The sequence below is a fragment of the Aeromonas sp. 602200 genome, assembly GCF_049173895.1.
In the GTDB taxonomy this organism is placed as follows: Bacteria; Pseudomonadota; Gammaproteobacteria; order Enterobacterales; family Aeromonadaceae; genus Aeromonas; species Aeromonas veronii_A.
On the sequence record NZ_JAAKSL010000003.1, the window covers coordinates 162,745 to 181,679 of the forward strand.

The 18,935-nt window shown below is 58.1% G+C and carries 12 protein-coding genes; 9 read left to right on the top strand and 3 right to left on the bottom strand.

Going from position 1 to position 18,935, the window contains the following annotated elements:
• The first annotated feature begins 81 nt into the window (after positions 1–81).
• Positions 82–1,533 carry a sugar porter family MFS transporter gene (locus G5221_RS06095; protein WP_421262964.1) on the top strand — a complete coding sequence of 484 codons (1,452 nt, stop codon included), beginning with the start codon at positions 82–84 and terminating at the stop codon, positions 1,531–1,533.
• Complete coding sequence (locus G5221_RS06100; protein WP_227341019.1) at positions 1,530–2,387, top strand: aldose 1-epimerase; 858 nt, start codon at positions 1,530–1,532, stop codon at positions 2,385–2,387. The genes G5221_RS06095 and G5221_RS06100 overlap by 4 nt, the downstream gene beginning before the upstream one ends.
• Positions 2,388–2,482: 95 nt before the next feature.
• Here G5221_RS06100 and fdhF read toward each other — a convergent pair whose 3' ends face one another.
• Positions 2,483–6,649 carry a formate dehydrogenase subunit alpha gene (fdhF, locus tag G5221_RS06105; RefSeq protein ID WP_421262965.1) on the bottom strand — a complete coding sequence of 1,389 codons (4,167 nt, stop codon included), beginning with the start codon at positions 6,647–6,649 and terminating at the stop codon, positions 2,483–2,485.
• Between the two features lie 481 nt (positions 6,650–7,130).
• Entirely contained in the window at positions 7,131–7,565 is a 435-nt protein-coding gene (locus tag G5221_RS06110) for a hypothetical protein (protein ID WP_421262966.1), read from the bottom strand.
• A 361-nt stretch (positions 7,566–7,926) separates the two neighbouring features.
• Here G5221_RS06110 and G5221_RS06115 point away from each other — a divergent pair, with 361 nt between their 5' ends.
• The 3 genes from G5221_RS06115 to G5221_RS06125 all read left to right on the top strand — a co-directional run bounded on the left by G5221_RS06115 (position 7,927) and on the right by G5221_RS06125 (position 9,562).
• Positions 7,927–8,517: a class I SAM-dependent methyltransferase gene (locus tag G5221_RS06115; RefSeq protein WP_227341016.1), complete on the top strand. Its 591-nt coding sequence runs from the start codon at positions 7,927–7,929 to the stop codon at positions 8,515–8,517.
• The gene (locus G5221_RS06120; protein ID WP_227341015.1) at positions 8,501–8,944 is read left to right on the top strand and encodes a hypothetical protein; all 444 of its coding nucleotides are present in this window, start codon (positions 8,501–8,503) and stop codon (positions 8,942–8,944) included. Before G5221_RS06115 ends, G5221_RS06120 begins: the two co-directional genes overlap by 17 nt.
• A gap of 111 nt (positions 8,945–9,055) precedes the next feature.
• Positions 9,056–9,562, top strand: coding sequence for an HNH endonuclease (locus G5221_RS06125; RefSeq protein ID WP_421230724.1), 507 nt, complete (start codon positions 9,056–9,058; stop codon positions 9,560–9,562).
• 558 nt (positions 9,563–10,120) lie between these two features.
• Here the strand turns inward: G5221_RS06125 and G5221_RS06130 are convergent.
• Positions 10,121–11,314, bottom strand: coding sequence for a hypothetical protein (locus tag G5221_RS06130; RefSeq protein WP_421262967.1), 1,194 nt, complete (start codon positions 11,312–11,314; stop codon positions 10,121–10,123).
• Positions 11,315–12,027: 713 nt separating this feature from the next.
• Between G5221_RS06130 and G5221_RS06135 the strand changes: the two genes are divergently transcribed.
• The 4 genes from G5221_RS06135 to G5221_RS06150 are packed head-to-tail and all read left to right on the top strand — an operon-like array spanning position 12,028 to position 18,923.
• On the top strand, positions 12,028–13,878 hold the full coding sequence (locus G5221_RS06135; RefSeq protein WP_421262968.1) for a type I restriction-modification system subunit M: 1,851 nt from the start codon (positions 12,028–12,030) through the stop codon (positions 13,876–13,878).
• The gene (locus tag G5221_RS06140) at positions 13,868–15,181 is read left to right on the top strand and encodes a restriction endonuclease subunit S (RefSeq protein ID WP_421262969.1); all 1,314 of its coding nucleotides are present in this window, start codon (positions 13,868–13,870) and stop codon (positions 15,179–15,181) included. The genes G5221_RS06135 and G5221_RS06140 overlap by 11 nt, the downstream gene beginning before the upstream one ends.
• Entirely contained in the window at positions 15,178–17,598 is a 2,421-nt protein-coding gene (locus tag G5221_RS06145) for an AAA family ATPase (RefSeq protein WP_421262970.1), read from the top strand. The genes G5221_RS06140 and G5221_RS06145 overlap by 4 nt, the downstream gene beginning before the upstream one ends.
• Positions 17,595–18,923: an McrC family protein gene (locus G5221_RS06150; protein ID WP_421262971.1), complete on the top strand. Its 1,329-nt coding sequence runs from the start codon at positions 17,595–17,597 to the stop codon at positions 18,921–18,923. The genes G5221_RS06145 and G5221_RS06150 overlap by 4 nt, the downstream gene beginning before the upstream one ends.
• The last annotated feature ends 12 nt before the right edge of the window (positions 18,924–18,935 follow it).

An 18,935-nucleotide genomic window follows, 5' to 3' on the forward strand; every position in this document is an offset into this window, starting at 1 on the left:
CTCTCATAACAAAAACCGGCGCCCCGCCACGGTGAGGGGCGCCACTGCACCCTACAATCGACAAGATAGAAAGGATGAGTCATGGAACGCACGAAAAATCAATTGGATACGAATGGGCTCAATATGAGCTACATCTGGATGATCTGTTTGGTGGCCGCCTGCGGTGGCCTGCTGTTTGGTTATGACTGGGTCGTGATTGGCGGGGCCAAGCCCTTCTATGAGGCCTATTTTGCCATCACGGATCCGGCCCAGTCCGGCTGGGCCATGAGCTCGGCGCTGGTGGGCTGCGTGCTGGGGGCCGCCATCTCCGGCTGGTCAGCCGACCGCTTTGGTCGCAAGAAGCCGCTGCTCCTGGCCGCCATCCTCTTCACCATCTCGGCGTGGGGCACGGCTGTGGCGAGCAACTTCGATCTCTTTGTGGTTTATCGCATCATCGGCGGGATCGGCATCGGCCTGGCCTCTGCGCTCTCGCCCATGTACATCGCCGAGATCAGCCCGGCCAACAAGCGCGGCAAGTTCGTGGCCATCAACCAGCTCACCATAGTCATCGGTGTGCTGGCGGCTCAGCTGGTGAATCTGATGATCGCCGATCCGGTGGCAAGCAATGCGACTCAGGCCGATATTCTGGCGACCTGGAATGGTCAGTCCGGCTGGCGCTGGATGTTCGGTGCCGAACTGGTACCTGCGTTGGCGTTTCTGGTGTTGATGTTCTTCGTGCCGGAGTCGCCGCGCTGGTTGGCCAAAGATGGTCAGTATGAGAAAGCCTCCCGCATGCTCGGCAAGATTGGCGGGGATGCCTATGCCAAGCAGACCCTGGCCGATATCCGCCAGACTCTGGTGGGCGAGACCCACAAGGTCTCGCTGGCGGAGCTGGGCAAACCCTCGGTGCGGCCGATCCTCATCATCGGGATTGTACTGGCAGTCTTCCAGCAGTGGTGCGGCATCAACGTGATCTTCAACTATGCGCAGGAGATCTTTGCCTCCGCCGGGTTTGACATCAACAGCACCCTCAAGTCCATCGTCGCCACCGGTCTTATCAACTTGCTGTTTACCCTGATCGCGCTGCCCATGGTGGACAAGATTGGCCGCCGCAAGCTGATGCTGATTGGCTCGGCGGGACTGACCATTATCTACGGCATGATGGCGGCGGCCTACGCCACAGGCGTACTGGGGCTGCCAGTGTTGCTGCTGGTATTGGCGGCCATCGCCATCTATGCCTTGACGCTGGCGCCGGTCACCTGGGTGCTGCTCTCGGAGATCTTCCCGAATCGGGTGCGTGGGCTGGCGATGTCGGCCGGTACGCTGGCGCTCTGGATCGCCTGCTTCGTGCTGACCTACACCTTCCCGCTGCTCAACGCCGGGTTGGGGGCTGCGGGCAGCTTCCTGCTCTATGGCCTTATCTGTTTTGCCGGTCTCATCTTTATTTATCGCAAGGTGCCTGAGACCAAAGGGGTGACGCTGGAGGCACTGGAAGCCCAACTGGCCCAGGGCAAGGTCGAACTGACGCCAACCAAGGCGAGCGCCTCGGCATGACGGTTTACACATTGGGCAACCCGCATCTTCGGATGCGGGTCTCTGCACAAGGGGCCTGCCTGCTGGGTCTGGAGGATGAGCAGGGGCGCCCGCTGTTGCGCGGCACTGACCCGGCGCAGCCCTGGCATCCCGGCCAGAGCGCGCTGTTTCCCATGTTGCCGCTGGCCAACCGGGTCGCAGGCAACCGTTTTGAGTTGTGGGGGGAGGAGCATCGCTTGCCAGAAAGTCCCGTCGATCCCGACTTCTTCCTGCATGGCGATGGCTGGTTGCAGTCATGGCAGTGGGTGGCGGGTTCTACCAGTTCGGTGACGTTGCAGTTGACCAGCCAATGCGGCCCTTTTCACTATCTTGCGGAGATAGACTATCGGCTGCATGGTGCGAGCCTGGTGGCGCGGATCAGCCTGACCCATCTCGGGGAGAGCCCCTGTCTCTACGGCGCGGGTTTTCACCCCTTCTTCTGGCGCGACGAGCAGACCCGCATCCGTTTTCTGGCGAGCGGCGTCTGGCAAGAGGGAGCAGATCATCTGCCGATCGACTGGTCGAGCAGGCTGGCGCCCCATCACGATTTTCGCCAGTGGCAGCGCCCGCAAGGGTGGCTCAACCACTGTTACGGCGGCTGGCGTGGTCAGGCCGAGCTTGACCATCCTGCCCGCCAGCAGCGGCTGCTGGTTTCAAGCGAGTGTGCCTTCCTGATGCTCTACCAGACCGATGAGGGGAGTGGCTTCGTTTGTCTGGAGCCCCAGAGTCATGCCGCCAATGCCCACCACCTGGCCGGTCACCCCGGTTTGCGGCTACTCGCCAGAGGTGACCGCATGAGTATCGGGATGACCCTGACAGTGGCGTCCGGGGGCTGATAATGATCTGGCTTGTGGTATTGGTGAACGCAAAGAGCCACCCGTCGGGTGGCTCTTTTTATTGCGGATTATCCTGCCTGTTACCTGATCTCCGGTCAGGCTATCTCCATCTCTGGCTGTGGTGTCGAGGTGTGTTGGCTGGTCAGCTTGTCGATGCGCACCGCAGCTACCTTGAACTCGGGGATCTTGGCGTGGGGGTCGGTGGCATTGATGGTGAGCCGGTTGGCCGGGGCTTCGGCGAAGTGGAACGGGATAAAGACTACACCCGGTTGCATCCGCTTGGTGACGAAGGCGGGCAGTTCGATATGGCCGCGGCGGCTGGTGACTTTCACCTGTTCGCTGTTATTGATCCCCAACCGCTGCGCATCCACCACGCTCATCATCACCCGTGGCCCAGCCAGCTTGTCGAGCCCCTTGGTCTTGCGGGTCATGGTGCCGGTGTGGAACTGCTCCAGCAGGCGGCCGGTGGTGAGCACGATGGGATAGGTCTCATCGGGCAGTTCGGCGGCATAGCGGAACGGGGTCGCGACCATCTCCCCCTTGCCACGGGTGAACTGCTTGCCGTGGAGCAGGCTAGTGCCTTCGGGCGCCGCGTCGTTGCAGGGCCACTGTAGCCCTTGTGCTCCCACCTTGTCCCACTGGATGCCGGCGTATTGCGGGGTGACTTGGCAGATCTCGGCGGTGATCTCCTGCGGGTGTTGATAGCGCCAGTCGCCGCCCATTGCATTGGCAATCTGCTGGATGATCCACCAATCCTCCCGTGCTTCCCCCGGCGCCTTGAGGGCGGGGGAGATGCGCTGTACCCGCCGCTCGGTATTGGTGAAGTGGCCGCTCTTCTCGGCAAAGGAGCAGGAGGGGAGCACCACATCGGCTAGCTGGGCAGTTTCCGAGAGGAAGATATCCTGCACCACCAGAAACTCCAGCTGCTTGAGCCCCTCGATGACGTGATGCTGATCCGGATCGCTCAGCACCGGGTTTTCACCCATCACATAGAGCCCCTTGATGCTGCCCGCGCAGGCGGCATCGATGGTCTCGGTGAGGGTAAGGCCGGGCGTGCGCGGCAAGTCTGGCTGCTGCCAGGCTGCCACGAAGCGGGCATGCACCTCGGGGCTGGCCACCTTCTGATAGCCGGGCAGGCAGTTGGGCAGCGCCCCCATGTCACAGGCGCCCTGCACGTTGGATTGGCCCCGCAGCGGGTTGATGCCACCCCCTTCGATGCCGATGTTGCCGCACAGCAGTTGCAGGTTGGCGATGGCCCGCACGTTGTCGTGGCCGGTAGTGTGCTGGGTGATCCCCATCGAGTAGTAGATGGCGGTGCGTTCGGCGGTGCCGATAAGGCGCGCGAGCTCGATCACCTGCTCGGCCGGTACGCCGGTGACGAGGGCGACCTTGTCCGGTGCATAGGCGGGGGAGAGCACCTCCGCTTGCAGCGCTTCGAACCCTTCTACTCGTGCGGCGATATAGGCCTTGTCGTGCCAGTCGTGCTGGATGATCTGCTGCATCAGGCCGTTGAGCAGCATCACGTCGGTGCCGGGTCGGTGAGCCAGATAGAGGCTGGCATGGTCCGCCATCTCGATCCGCTTGGGATCGGCCACCACTAGCCGCGCCTTGCCCGTGGTGACTGCCCGCTTGATATGGGAGCCGATGATGGGGTGGGCCGCCGAGGTGTCGGAGCCGATGATGAAGATGAGATCCGAGTGATCAATGCTCGGGATGTCGTTGGTCATGGCGCCGCTGCCGAGTGACGCCTCCAGCCCGGTGACGGTGGAGGCGTGGCAGAGCCGCGCGCAGTGATCCACGTTGTTGGTGCCCAGCTCCCGGCGCATGAACTTCTGGAACAGGTAGTTCTCTTCGTTGGTGGTTTTGGCCGACGAAAAACCCGCCAGTGCATCGCTGCCATAGCGTTTGCGCAGGGCTGTGAAGCGCTCGGCCACCAGAGCGATGGCCTCCTGCCAGCTGGCGGGCACCAGCTTGCCATCCTTGCGGACAAGCGGTGTGGTGAGGCGCTCCTCGCTCTGGATAAAGTCAAAGCCGAAGCGTCCCTTGACGCAGAGCAGCCCCTGGTTGACCGGCGAGTTGCGATTTCCCTCCACATAGCGGATGCGGTTGCGCGCCTCATCGACATAGAGGGTGACGCCGCAGCCGACCCCGCAGTAGGTGCAGATGGTATTGACCGGCGTGAGCAGTTCGGTGCGCCCCTGTGATTTGTCGCGGGCATCCACCAGGGCGCCGGTGGGGCAGACCTGTACGCAGGCGCCGCACTGCACGCAGTGGGAGTCGCCCATCGAGAGTCCCGTGTCGAACTGCGGCCGGTTCGAGAGGGTACCATCGCTGTTCTTGGCAAAGCGCAGCACACCCTGTACCGCCTGCTCACCACAGGTCTGCACGCACTGGCCGCAGCCGATGCAGCGGTTGGCATCAAAGACGATAAATTCGCTGCTGTTATCCACTGCAAACTTCTGGCATTGACTGGTATCGAGAGCGCTCTGATCGACCTTGTATTCGGTGGCGTAGTCGCGCAGTGCACACTTGGTGTTGGCCTGACAGCCACACTCGAGGCAGCGGCTGGCCTCGCTGCGGGCATGCTGGTCACTGAGGCCGCGCTCCACCTCGGCAAAGCTGCCCTCGCGATCCTTCTCTGCCAGATGGGGCATGATGGTGCGGGCGACTTTTTTCAGGTGAGCAAACTGGGCGGGATCGACCTGCTTGAGTGTGGGAGCCTTGCAGGCGTTGAAGGGCCGCACCGGGTCGATCATGTCACCGTGGAGGAACTGATCGATGGCCAGCGCGGCCTTGCGGCCATCGGCGACCGCCTCGATGGCGGTGGCGGGCCCGCGGCGCAGATCGCCGATGGCGAACAGGTTGCCGTGGCCGCTGTGCATGGTCTCGGGGTGGGACTCCAGCGTCTGCCAGCGAGTGAAGGGGAGGGTGAGGGGCTCCCCTTCCATAAAGCTCAGATCCGGCTGCTGCGACACTGCCGCAATCACGGTATCGAACTCTTCGATGAGGAATTCGCCGGTGGGCTCGGGGCGGCGGCGACCGGAGGCGTCCGGCTCGCCGAGGGCCATCTTCTCGAGACGCACCTGACAGACGCGACCACCCTCATCGGCCAGATTCTCCACCGGATTGGTGAGCATCATGAAGCGCACCCCTTCGTGCTCCGCCTCGTCGATCTCGTAGGCTTCGGCGGGCATCTCGGCGCGGGTGCGGCGATAGATAAGGGTGGTTTCTGCTCCCAGCCTGACAGCCGTACGGGCGCAGTCGATGGCCGTGTTGCCGCCGCCGATCACCGCAACCTTCTTGCCGGTGGTGAGCCGCTTGGCCAGCATCCGATCCTTGAGGTAATCGACCCCGAGATAGCAACCGGCCAGGGTGCTGCCCGGGTAATCCATCGGCACCGCCTTGGATGCGCCGACGGCCAGACAGACCGCATCGTAGTCGCGGCACAGTGCCGAGAGGGTGATCTGGTTGCCCAGTCGCTGTTGGGTGTGGATCCGCATGCCACTTTGGCACATCAGGCCGATCTCCTGATCGAGGATCGCCTTGGGCAGCCGGTATTCGGGGATACCGTAGCGCAGCCAGCCACCCGCTTCGGGCATCGCCTCGAACAGATCGACCTCGAACCCTTCGTAACCCAGATAATAACCGCAGGTGAGACCGCCCGGGCCGCTGCCGATAATGGCCACCCTCTTGCCCTTGGCGGGCTTCTTGGCTGGTTGATAGGGGGCAATCTCGGCCAGATCGAGATCGGCGGCGTGGCGCTTGAGATGGCGAATGGCCAGTGGCTCATCCACCAACGCGCGGCGGCACTGTGCCTCACAAAAAGCGGGGCAAACCCGGCCGATGGAAAGGGGCATCGGCAGGGTCTGCTTGATGACTGCCATTGCCGCCTGGTGATCCCCCATGGCGATGTGGTGCAGATAGGATTGAATGTCCACCCCGGCCGGACAGGCGCGCTGGCAGGGGGCTTCGCAATCGGCGTAGTGATCCGAAAGGATGCGGCCGAGCGCCTGCTGGCGGTGGGCGCGCAGGGTATCGCTTTGGCTGGTGATCACCATCCCTGCCTCGGGGCGCGTCTCGCAGGCGCGGCGGATGCCGAGACCGGCAATCTCGACCACGCAGAGGTCGCAGGGGGTCTTGGGGCCGCTGGTGTTGTCACCGCACAGGGAGGGGATGTCGATCTGGTGCTGTTTGGCTATCTGGAGCAGGGTTCTGGTCGGGTCAACCGTCAACTGAGCCCCATCGAGGGTGATGGTGATCATGGCGTCATAAACTCGCTTTCAAGGCGCAGAAAATGCTGCATCTGGCGGAGCCAGCAGGGGAAGCGACAGGGAGGATCGCTTGGTATCTTCTCACCATACCAAAGACAGTATGCAACTTTATTTGATTTAACTCAGGTTCTTTGCCTAAAAAGAAAACGATTTCAATGGTGGTGATATCCGTGGAGGACGCTCTGGACTTTGACTACCTATGTTGAGTTAAAACATCGCATTTCCTGCACTTTTATGGCCATTAAAGCAACCGTAAGCTGTATGTGATATGGAGATTACTCATGATGGCACGATGAGGGATATCCTAAAATATGCAACTTTTGTTTCGGTTTGTGGCGCAGGGCAAGCGACATTGGAAATAGCCGAACTGGCTGCACCTTGCGATCGGAAAAATGAATACAGATATGGCTCTGGATGGGCCATCTGATGAAAATTGCCGCTGGTCACCGTTTTGCTGTACTGAGACCTGATGTTACAACTCCAACTCAATGATTGGGATCTCCCAGCGCTCGATGCATATCTGGGGTTGATACTCTTCTTTCTCCTGTTCTTTACGTCGTTCCACCAGAGCAATCACTCGGGCTTCACGGATGCTATTCATGTCGAATTTCCAGGTCTCTTCGCCGAGCAGGGAGAGGCGAGCTATTTCGTGATTCTGGTGATACACATGAAGCTTGTTGTTTTTATCGGGAGCGATACGCACGGCATCGCCAACCTTTATCTGACTGAGCAGGCGGTGGATACGATGAGTCTCGCTACTGCGTCCGGCATAGCCCAACACCAGTTGCGACATACCCATCATGGCGAAGCGGCGTAGTCTGTCCGGTCGGGTTGCGTTAGGTCTCTGCACGTAGCAGTGGGAGGCGATCAGTGGAATATGGGGGTTACGTTGATCGTGGAGAGCCATGAGAATCAGCCTTTCGATAGCACGAGTCATCCCCAAACAGGGCCACGACATCAGTCGAGTTCATTAATAGCCATCTCCATCTGGCGTTGACCTCTCATGGCGATAATAAGTGCCAAGAGATCAGTGAGTTGGACAAATATTACCCGAAATGTTGAGCGGTGGCATCATTCAGAGCCCTCTGGCCGAGCTTCTTTTGGCTGGCATCCCGTTTTTGTAAATGCCTCTGCCCCCTTAATCGTTCATGTGTGGAAAGTGTCGTCCTTGTCATGGTCAACCCACTGATCTTGTTGGACTATTTCTCTTACTTCTCCGATCGGAACGCATAGTGTCCCTCGATTACTAGCAGCGCCACGCCACCGAATTGGCGACCCGTTACCAGCAGGTATCTGCGCGCACTGTTCATTGCGACTGGCTCACTCTGCTGGAGCCTTGGCTTTTGGCTGCACCGCGCAGGGTGTTTGATGTGGGGGCTGGCAGTGGTCGGGATGCCGCGTTTTTAGCGGGGCTCCATCAGGGCAACACTGTGGTCGCTGCCGAGCCCTGTCAGGCACTCGCTCTACAAGGTCAATGTCATACCTGTGAGGCTGCAGTTGCGTGGGTCAATGACGCTATGCCGGCTCTCTCTCGCGTGACCGGTACTTTTGATCTGATTTTGCTCAGTGCTGTCTGGATGCATCTCCCCCCGGAGTTTCGTCCCTTGGCGCTGGCACGTCTTCATGAGCTGCTCTCACCAGATGGTTATCTGGTATTGAGTCTTCGTTTGGTTATCTCGGAGCAGGATATGCGGGAGCGAGCCATGTATCCGGTAGCTGTCGATGAGGTGGAGCGGCTTGCATTGGAGGAGGGGATGACACTGCTCCATGTGTCAGAACCACAGGAGGATGCCTTGGCGCGTAGCGGCTTGAGTTGGCAGAGTCTGAGCCTTGGGGGTGAACATGCACGCCTCTCCTGAGCAACAACTCGCTTTTATTGCCTATCTGCAACGCATCTTTACCGAAGGCGATTTTGTGGCCACTTACAAGTGCGCCTTGCTTCACGGGATTGCAGATATCGCGATTGAACGCAGTACCGAGACCCATGATCTGACCGCGGCGCGCACTATTACGCTGGACGAACTGGCCACCAAGTTTGTGGAGCTTTATTGGCAGCACCGTCTGCCCTACTCGGCGACGGGAGAAACGGCTACCTTGCTCAAACAGAGCAGCGGTCGTCAGGCCATCATGCTGACGGAGTTGTCCCGGCTGCGTGCAGAGGGGGTCCGCTCGGTAACTGCACTGCGTCGTCACGACGCCTGGCGGCCTCTTCTTGCCCGAGTTCGGCGCATCCTTGTTGAGGGGCCCTTGTGGCGTCTGCAGATATTGGGTGGGCGAGAGGAGTGACACCTCTATCCTCATCAAAGGGGCGCGGATCATATCTGCCTGAACCCCGGCATTATCTACTGTCTCCACCGCTTTTACGATCTGGTGGTCTCCCTCTCCCGACAGCATTGGTTGCAGCTTATCTGCGACATCAAGGGGAATCAGCCACTGATTGGCCCAAGTGTAGGGCTGGAGAATTTTCTATTTGGTTCAAGCCGTCAGGCGCTGGGGCGAGTGGGGGAGGTTTTGAGGGACTTGCAGGCGGGAACCTGTTTTTACTGTAACAAGGCGATACACGGGAATGGCGAGGTAGACCATTTCATCCCCTGGCGTCGTTATCCAATCGATTTGGGCCACAACTTCGTACTGGCACACGCCAACTGTAACCGGAGCAAACGGGATTTTCTCGCCGCTCCCGAGCACAGGGATGCCTGGTACGAGCAGAATATCCTGACTCACGGGGCGTACCTCACTGACGAGCTGGCCCCTCTGGTGAGCGTCGACGCCGTGCGTTCTACCGCCATCGCCACTTGGGCCTATCAGCAAGCACTCCGTGAGCATGCTAGGTTGTGGCGTGGTATTGACCAGTTTGTTGACGTCACAGCCCCCAGTGTGAATATTCCCCTGCGCTTTCTGTGAGACGTTGAGGCTTTCACGCTAGATAAACTCGATAAAAAAGGGCCACCTCTTGCGAGATGGCCCTTTCCAAACGTTTGGGGCTGGGGATATCTGAATTGGATTTGCAATTCATTGATTATATAGGGTGTTTTTAATTGTTAAATTTTAACTTGGTACGGTGGTTGGTACCGATTTGGGATGTGTTTTTTGGACGCCAGTTATCGAAAATGGCATCCCAATACTGGACGGGGCAAGTATCAGACCGTTTATGTTTGTGTCACGGTGTCATTCTGTCACAGCCTTCCAGTAAATCGTCGTCGAAGTGTAGGCCACGTTGCGCATTACTGGTTAAGTTGTTGATTATCAAGGGTAGTGCTTTTTAGTGGTTGAGCTGCTGGAGTTTGGGGTCGTGATGCGAGTGACACAGGTCCTGAATGAGAGGCAGTCAGAGTGTCATGTGGTGACAAGTGGTCCTTGTTGCATGCCATCTCTTCCCCCCTGCTCTGGCGCAGCTCAGACCTCCTGAACGCTGTTGGCCAAGTGATAAGGGGGCAGTCGCCCCCTTGTTCTTTGATTGCGCTATAGAGCCTCTGAGGCGCTCTGGGCGAACAAGCGCTGTGCTTCCTCTTCTGCCTTGCTCGCAAGCTCGGGGGCGAGTGGGGGCAGTTCGATGCCTTCCCGTCCGGTCACATAGAGTGGTCCACCCACATCATCATCGTATAGGCTGCCATCCTCGTGGATGGCTCTTAAGTCGTCTTGAGTGAAGTCGTTGCCAAGCAACTGGGCTAAACGCAACCATACCCAAGACTGGTAGAGGTTGTCCCGGTCGTACTCTTCAATGAGGGCGAGCATGGCCTGTGTATCACCTCTCTGCGCTGCTTGCGTCAACCAGTGGTGAGCAGCTTGTTGGTTGTCGTGTTCCATTGCGAGCCATGCGATGGCTGCCGGGTCGCTCACCGTGGCTGGGTCAATGTCAAAGATGCCGCTATCCAACCTTGCTTCGGCCAGTGCAAAGCGTGCCTCGACGATGCCGCCTTGGGCGGCTTTGAGGGTGTGATGAAGCCAGCGTTGTTGTTCTTCCAACATTGCAGCGAAGCCGTTGGCAAACTCCAGTTCTGGACCGCTCAACACCATCCCTTCCTGTTGCTTTCTGTACCAGTAGCCGCTTGGCACGTCGGAGTTATCAATATAAGTCTCTGCATCACCCAATCGCTGTGCCAGCCACCAGTGCACCTGTGGATGACCTCGTTCTGCGAAGGCCTCCAGTTGCTGCAGTGCCTGTAGGGCGATGGGGGGCTGATGGTAGGCATCAAGTTGCGCTAGTAGTGCCTGCGCCGCATCGAGTGAAGTCGTGCTGGATGTGCTGGATGTGCTGGATGTGCTGGGTTGGAGGTTCGCGTCGTCATCCTCGACCTCATCATCGAGCCAGCCATCTTCCCATGTGTCATCCCAATCGTCTTCTCTAGTCAGGCCGAGAGCCTCGACTTGGATGCTCACCACGCCAGCACGCTGTAGATGCTGGCCAATCAGAAGCGACAGGATTTGGGGTTGGGGTAACGCGAGCTCACGTCCTCGCTGCTCGAGTAGGGCTAGGTCAGGCTGACAGGGCCAAGGAGTCTGGTGCAGAACGATAGCCTCGGCTTGAAGCGCAGCGTAGCTGCGGTAGCCGAAAGCGGCGGCGATCAGTTCGTAGAGGTGGCTGGTCTTGAGTGACAGTGCGCTTGAGTCAGCGAGTTGCTGGCGCGTGCCGTGCACGAATTGCTTGATGGTCATGATCCAATCTCCGAGTCCACGCTTCGGGTCAGGCGCACACGTTTAAGCAACCGGAAGGTGGATGCTGGGTATCAGATCATTAAGGGTATGGGGTATTCAATGCCGGTTTGACTCGTGTGCAAGTCGTGCGGGCCGCACCCAAGCACGGTAGCTAACTGCGCAGTCTTGGGCAAGTGACGTTGAAACAAAATCCCGCATTGTTGATCCACTTAACAATAACGACGTTTGTATGGTTATCTCGGTATTGATTTAATTATCATTTGTCTATGCTGTTTCGGGTGAGAGTCCGTGTGAGTTTGGTAGTGACGATCCCATTGCTTTCGTTCCTCCGTGAGATGTTCGTGCGTTAGTCGGGCCTGTTATCAGGCCCTTTTTTTATTGTGTCTGGCTGATCTGCTCGCCTTCTGACCACTTGAGCTACCTCTCCTGTGATGAACGCATCCAGCGTGACATTACGCATAGTGCAGCGGGGTTCATTTGTATAAACTGCCCGCCAGATAACGGATAGACGACTGACGGGCCGGACTTTTTCTCGCCGATGCATCACCTTGGCTGCATCGCCTTCTGTTGACCCACCACCCTGGATAGGTCCCTGCTGTGCCCTCAAGGCTCGGCATGTGCCGCCCCGTCAGTCTGACAACTTGGCCCGCATCCTCACCTTGGCTTTCGCACAGGTGAGCTGTGACGGCAACACGCATTAACCGGAGAAGCCCATGACCGACCCCAACGAGCTCAGCCTGGCGCTGCTGGCCGCTGTTCCTGAAGATGGCAGCAGTATCGGCAACCAAGCCCTGATGGACACCTTGAAAGCCCAATTCAGCGACCTGACCGATGAGGACTTTACCGCCGCACGCGAGGCCCTGCTGGAACAGGGCGTACTGCGCAAGGGGCGCGGGCGGGGCGGTGCAGTGCTCCGGGTGTTGGATGGCGAAGCCGCCGTCGCTGCACCACGCAAAGCGAAGGTCAGTGGCAGGGCTAAGCAGGCCAAGGATGAGCCGCAAGCTACCGGCATCGAGGGGCTGAAGAAGACCCTGTGGGCTGCCGCAGACAAGCTGCGTGCCGACATGGACGCCGCCGAGTACAAGCACATCGTGTTGGGCCTTATCTTCCTCAAGTACATCTCCGACTCCTTCGCCGCCCGTCGCGCCGAGCTGACCCGTCGCTTTGCCGATGAGAGCGACGAGTACTTCCTCTACGACTGTGACGATGAGCTGCTGGCCGAGGAGCTGGAAGACCGTGATTACTACCGTGAGGTGAACGCCTTCTGGGTACCGGAAGGGGCCCGTTGGGAGGGGCTGCGTGCCCATGCCAAGCAGGCCGATATCGGCAAGCGCATTGACGATGCGCTGACCCTGATCGAGCAGGAGAACCCACGGCTCAAGGGCATCCTCGACAAGCGCTACGCCCGTGCCCAGTTGCCCGATGGCAAGCTCGGCGAGCTGGTGGATCTGGTTTCCAAGATTGGCTTTGGCAGTGATGTCAGTGAAGCACGCGACATCCTGGGGCAGGTCTACGAGTACTTCCTTGGCGAGTTTGCCAGTGCAGAGGGCAAGAAGGGGGGCCAGTTCTATACCCCTGCCAGTATCGTCAAGACGCTAGTGGCGGTACTTGCTCCCCATCATGGTCAGGTCTACGACCCCTGCTGCGGTTCAGGCGGCATGTTCGTGCAGTCGGAGAAGTTTATCGAAGCCCATGGCGGCAAGCTGGGTGATGTCTCCATCTACGGTCAGGAGTCGAACCCGACCACATGGCGGCTGGCGGCGATGAACCTCGCCATCCAGGGGATGGACTACAACCTCGGGCGCGAGAACGGGGATACCTTTACCCGCAATCAGCACCCTGACTTGCGTGCCGACTTCGTGCTGGCCAACCCGCCGTTCAATATCAGCGATTGGTGGCATGGCAGTCTCGAAGGGGATCCGCGCTGGGTCTACGGTACGCCGCCTGCGGGCAACGCCAACTATGCGTGGCTGCAGCATATGCTCTACCACCTCAAGCCAACAGGTCGTGCCGGTATCGTGCTGGCCAATGGCTCAATGAATTCCAGCCAGAACAGCGAGGGCGACATTCGCCGTGCCATGGTGGAGGCGGACGTGGTGGAGTGCATGGTGGCCCTGCCGGGTCAGCTCTTCACCAACACCCAGATCCCGGCTTGCCTCTGGTTCCTCGCCAAGCACAAGACCAGCCGTCGGGGCGAGGTGCTGTTTATCGATGCCCGCAAGCTGGGCACCATGATCAGCCGGGTGCAGTGCGAACTCGATGAGTGCGCGATTGCCCGTATCGCCGATACCTTCCACGCGTGGAAAGGGGATGGGGAGTACGAGCAGTCTTACGAGGATGTAGCGGGCTTCTGCCGCAGCGTGACTTTGGCTGAGATCGCCGAACACGGCCATGTGTTGACCCCTGGCCGCTATGTAGGGGCCGAAGAGGTGGAGGAGGACGATGAGGCCTTTGCCGACAAGATGCAGACGCTTACCGAGAAGCTAGGCGAGCAGATCAGCAAGGGTGCCGAGCTGGATCAGCTGATCCGCCAGAAGCTGGGGGCGCTTGGGTATGAGTTCTAAAGAAACCCAGAGATACAAATTTAGAGAGTTGCTTATTGAGCCTGTGCGAAATGGCATTTACAAGCAAAAGGAATTTCATGGTCGTGGCTGCAAAATAGTCAATATGGGGGAGCTATTCGCATTTTCTAGGTTGGGTGATGTGCCAATGAAACGAGTCGAGCTGACCTCAAAGGAAATGGAGAAGTCACTTTTACAATCAGGCGATTTGTTATTCGCTCGACGCTCATTGACCGCCTCTGGTGCAGGGAAATGCTCCATTGTTAAGAATATTTGCGAGCCAACAACTTTTGAGAGTTCAATCATTCGGGCAAGGCCGAACTCCAAAATCGTTTCCAGTGACTACCTCTACTATTTTTTTTCGTCGCCAGTTGGACGAGAGTTAATGGGGACAATTCTTCGTCAAGTCGCAGTTTCCGGTATTACTGGATCCGACTTAATGGAACTAGATATCTATTGTCCTGATATATCAACCCAGAAAAGAATTGCCCACTTATTCTCTGCCCTTGATGACCGCATCGCCCTACTGCGCGAGACCAACGCCACGTTGGAGGCCATCGCGCAGGCGCTGTTCAAGTCGTGGTTTGTTGACTTTGACCCGGTCCATGCCCGCGCTCGTGGCGAGCAACCAGCAGGTCTGCCCCCCGAGGTCGCAGCCCTGTTCCCCGACAGCTTCGAAGAGTCCGCGCTTGGCATGATACCGAAGGGGTGGGATGTCGGTGTACTCGGTGATGTTGCTGAAACATCGCGAAAACAAATTAAACCTGAGCAGTTGTCAGCTGAAACTTTGTATGTTGGTCTGGAGCATATTCCACGCAAACAACTTGGCTTGGACTCGTGGGGAACGGCAGGAGAACTAGCGAGCGCAAAATCTGCATTTGAGCGAAATGACATTCTTTTCGGTAAGCTACGGCCATATTTCCACAAAGTGGTCATTGCACCATTTGAAGGTGTTTGCTCTACCGATATTTTGGTGTGTAAAGCAAAACAGACGGCTTATCACCATTACGTGGCCATGCATCTTTTTAGCGATGAACTCATCGCCTATGCAGATCGACTTTCAAACGGTGCGAAGATGCCGAGAATCAATTGGAAAGACTTGGCTGCTTACGAAGTCGCCATTCCTCCTAGTGAAGTTGCAGAGCAGTTTTACATTCTGATTGAGCCGATGATTGCTCGAATGTTGGCGAACGTAGAGCAAGCCCAAACCCTCGCCAACTTGCGCGATACCCTGCTACCCCGCCTGATCTCCGGTCAACTGCGCTTGCCGGATACCGAACAACAACTGAAGGACCTCGCTGTATGACGGCCGCTGTTGTAAACGCCACTGCCTTTACCAATGAACACTTCCCGCGCCTGTTGGCTCAGCTCAAGACGATGGGCGACAGAGCTCGCTTCGATAGCGAACAGAGCGAACTCTATCTCCAGTTTATCGAGCAGTTCCCGCTCGACTCGTTGCCTAATCTGACCCTTGAGCAGTACTGCGTGGGCAAGGGGGATGGCAACTCGTTCTGCTGGTGGATCGAGCGTGGTCTACAGCGCGTACTAGCCCGCTATATGCCCGGTACTTCCAAGGGGCACCTTATCTACTTTTTGGGGGATGGGTCGGTCTACAAGAACAAACGGTTAGCGGACTTGAGTGATGAAGAGGCGCTGCGTTACACACTCAAGGTGCAACACTGCGTGGCGGCAGCCGACCCTGATGGTGACCTGAGCTGGATAGATGATGACCAAGAGATCTATCGGCGAGCCGGGGTTGATGCACGAGTGACCATGAGTAATGGCCGAAAATTGAGGTTGGTCACCTGCTATCAGCCATCGCGTATGTTGCCAATATCTTCCCCTGGCCATCTTGGTCACTTTCTTAACGTGTTGGGGTGGCCGTCAGACGATATTCCTCCTGAAAACCAACCCATGGGGCGTATGCAGCGCCTGATGCGTTATTACGACCTGGCCCGCGAGTCGTTACCTGAATTGACCCCATATGGCTTTATGTTGGGCCTGTATGACGAGTCGTTGGGACTGGCACCGCCAAAGGCAGACAAGGACGATAGCGGGAGTGATGATGAGGATGACATCATGAGCGAAGCAAACGACAACCTGGTGATGCCCAAGACCAACTCGCCGTTGAACCAGATTCTCTTCGGCCCACCCGGCACCGGCAAGACCTATCACACCATCAACAAGGCGCTGGCTATTCTCGACCCCGAGTGTCTGGCACAACACGACGATGATGTGAGACCAGAGGCCCGCAAGGCGCTTAAAGCGCGCTTTGATGAGCTGGTCAAGGAGGGGCGTATCGACTTTGTGACCTTCCACCAGAGCTTCAGTTATGAAGACTTTGTGGAGGGGATCCGTGCCGAGAGTGACGGAGACAGTGGTCAACTGACCTATGACGTGGTTGATGGCGTCTTCAAGCGCATGTGTGACGCGGTGGCCGCCAAAGTCACGCGCAGCGACAGCCATGAGGCGATGACGCTGGAGGGGCGCCGGGTCTGGAAGATGTCGCTTGGCAATACCCTGGGGGAGGATGCCCATGTGTTTGACGACTGCATAGAGCAGGGCGTTATTCGGTTGGGCTACGGCAGTTCCCACGACTATAGCAAGTGTCGGACCCGCAGCGACGTACAGAGTGTGTTGGAACAATCGGTAGGCAAGATCAATAACCCAAATGATTATGCCGTTACCAGCGTGATGACGCTGGTCAATCGGATGAAGATTGGCGACCTTGTGGTGGTCACCGATGGTAACTTCAAGTTCCGCGCGATTGGTGAGATTACCGGTGATTATCGCTGTGACGTGCACTACGAGGGGGATGACAGCTACGCACAGGTCAGGTCGGTCAAGTGGCTATGCCAGTTCAGCCCCTCGCTCCCATGCGGTGAGCTGATCAACGGTCGCTTCAGCCAGATGACGCTCTATGAATTGAAGGCTCCGACCTTGATCCCGGAGAAGCTGCTTGCTCTGGTCAATGCCACAGCATCACAAGCTGGGTCGCAGAGTGAACCTGGCGTCACGCTATCGAACAAACGTGTATTGATCATCGACGAGATCAACCGGGGCAACGTTTCGCGCATCTTCGGTGAGCTGATCACCCTGATAGAACCAAGCAAGCGGGCTGGTGCTGACGAGGCACTGACCACCACGTTGCCTTACTCCAAGCGCCCATTTAGCGTACCAGACAACCTCTACCTTATCGGCACCATGAACACCGCTGACCGCTCCTTGGCCGGGCTCGATATTGCACTGCGTCGCCGCTTTGTGTTTGAAGAGATGCCGCCCAGGGCCGATTTACTTGACGGCGTGGTCATCGAGGAAGAGGGGCACAAGGTAGACGTAGGCCGCTTGCTGCACACGCTGAACCAGCGCATCGAGGTGCTGCTGGACCGCGACCATTGCCTTGGTCATGCCTACTTTATGCCGCTCAAAGCGGCTTCAAAGCCAACCTTGGCGCAGTTGGGGGACATCTTCCAGCATCAGATCCTGCCGTTGTTACAGGAGTACTTCTTTGAGGACTGGCAGCGCATCGCCTGGGTGCTCAATGATCATCGCAAGATCAAGGCTGAGGCGATGTTCCTCGAGGCGCCCAAGCTCGAACTCAAGACCCTGCTTGGTGATATAGCGGTTGGGGGACAACGCCAACGTTGGAGTATCAATGAGAAGGCGTTTAGGCGTATTGAGGCCTATGTCTTGACCATCGAGGGTGACAAGGGGGCGCAGTGAAGGCTCCCATCACGGTTCGTGAGTATGGTCGGCTAACCGTTAGAGATAACGCTGTTAATACGCTGACGCTTGCCCATATAGACCCGGTTGATTTCGATTGGCTATGTCAGTTGAGCCAGCGCTACAAGGTAAGCCATGCACCCGCTCTTGCGCAGGTGGAAGATAGCAGGACCTTACAACTGGACAACTACGTGGGGGTGATAGAGACCCCCACCGGGCAGGTGATCGAGATCCTGCCCAAGACCGCCAATGAGGATGACCCACTCGTGGATGGCCGCGAGTTGATCCGCCGGATGCTGGAGCGAGCCCTGGATCTGCCACCCCGTGAAACGGCGGAGGCGTCGCTGGATCGCTTTGATATGCCGCTCAACGAGTGGGTTATCGCGCGCTTTCTGGCCGAGCTCGATCAGCTGGTCAAACGTGGCGTACGCAGTGACTATCAGCGTCTTGAGGCGACCGAGCCGTTCTTGCGTGGTCAGCTGGATGTCGCCCGGCAGATGCGCCAGCCACCGGGCCGGGGCCACCACTTTGCGTTACGTTACGACCTCTTCTTGCCCGACCGGGCCGAGAACCGGCTGCTCAAGCGGGCGCTGGAGACCGTCGCCAATGCGACTCAGCACCCGGACAATTGGCGGTTGGCACAGGAGCTGCGCCACTTGCTGGTGGATGTGCCTGCCAGCCGCGATGTGGAAGGGGACTTCAGACTGTGGCGACATGACCGCTTGATGGCTCACTATCAAGGTGTTCGGCCGTGGTGTGAGCTCATCCTCTATCGTGCCATGCCAAGTGCCCTGAATGGTGAGTGGCGCGGCATCAGCTTGCTGTTCCCCATGGAGAAGCTGTTCGAGCGCTATGTAGAGTCGTGCCTGCGTGAACAGCTGTTGCCCGATGCCAACCTCAAGGCCCAGGTGGCCAGTCAGTACCTTTGCACCCAGCAAGGCAAGCAGATGTTCCGGTTACAGCCGGACCTCTTGTTGCAGCACGGCAACAAGCGTTGGGTGATGGATGTGAAGTGGAAGCGGCTCGATAGCAGTGACCATGACGGCAAGTACGGCATTAGCCAGGGTGACCTCTACCAACTGTTTGCCTATGGCCACAAGTACCTGACCGAGCAGGATGATGGTCATCTGGTATTGATTTATCCATCATGGAGCCAGCTCAAAGTTCCACTCGAACCTTTTTGTTATGATGCCCGCCTGACGTTGTGGGTCTTGCCGTTTGACTTGGCTGCCAGTTCGTCCCACCGGCTGATATTGCCATACCAGCCGGGGGCGGATTCTGCGTGCGAACTGCGCTTGCCACTGAGACCCGCCGAGCCCGCCTGACGGGCGTTTCTC

Bases quoted from the DNA above. Each gene is read 5' to 3' on its own strand.
- G5221_RS06095 (WP_421262964.1), top strand. From the start codon at position 82: ATGGAACGCACGAAAAATCAATTGGATACGAATGGGCTCAATATGAGC.
- G5221_RS06100 (WP_227341019.1), top strand. From the start codon at position 1,530: ATGACGGTTTACACATTGGGCAACCCGCATCTTCGGATGCGGGTCTCT.
- fdhF (WP_421262965.1), bottom strand. From the start codon at position 6,649: ATGATCACCATCACCCTCGATGGGGCTCAGTTGACGGTTGACCCGACC.
- G5221_RS06110 (WP_421262966.1), bottom strand. From the start codon at position 7,565: ATGGCTCTCCACGATCAACGTAACCCCCATATTCCACTGATCGCCTCC.
- G5221_RS06120 (WP_227341015.1), top strand. From the start codon at position 8,501: ATGCACGCCTCTCCTGAGCAACAACTCGCTTTTATTGCCTATCTGCAA.
- G5221_RS06130 (WP_421262967.1), bottom strand. From the start codon at position 11,314: ATGACCATCAAGCAATTCGTGCACGGCACGCGCCAGCAACTCGCTGAC.
- G5221_RS06135 (WP_421262968.1), top strand. From the start codon at position 12,028: ATGACCGACCCCAACGAGCTCAGCCTGGCGCTGCTGGCCGCTGTTCCT.
- G5221_RS06140 (WP_421262969.1), top strand. From the start codon at position 13,868: ATGAGTTCTAAAGAAACCCAGAGATACAAATTTAGAGAGTTGCTTATT.
- G5221_RS06145 (WP_421262970.1), top strand. From the start codon at position 15,178: ATGACGGCCGCTGTTGTAAACGCCACTGCCTTTACCAATGAACACTTC.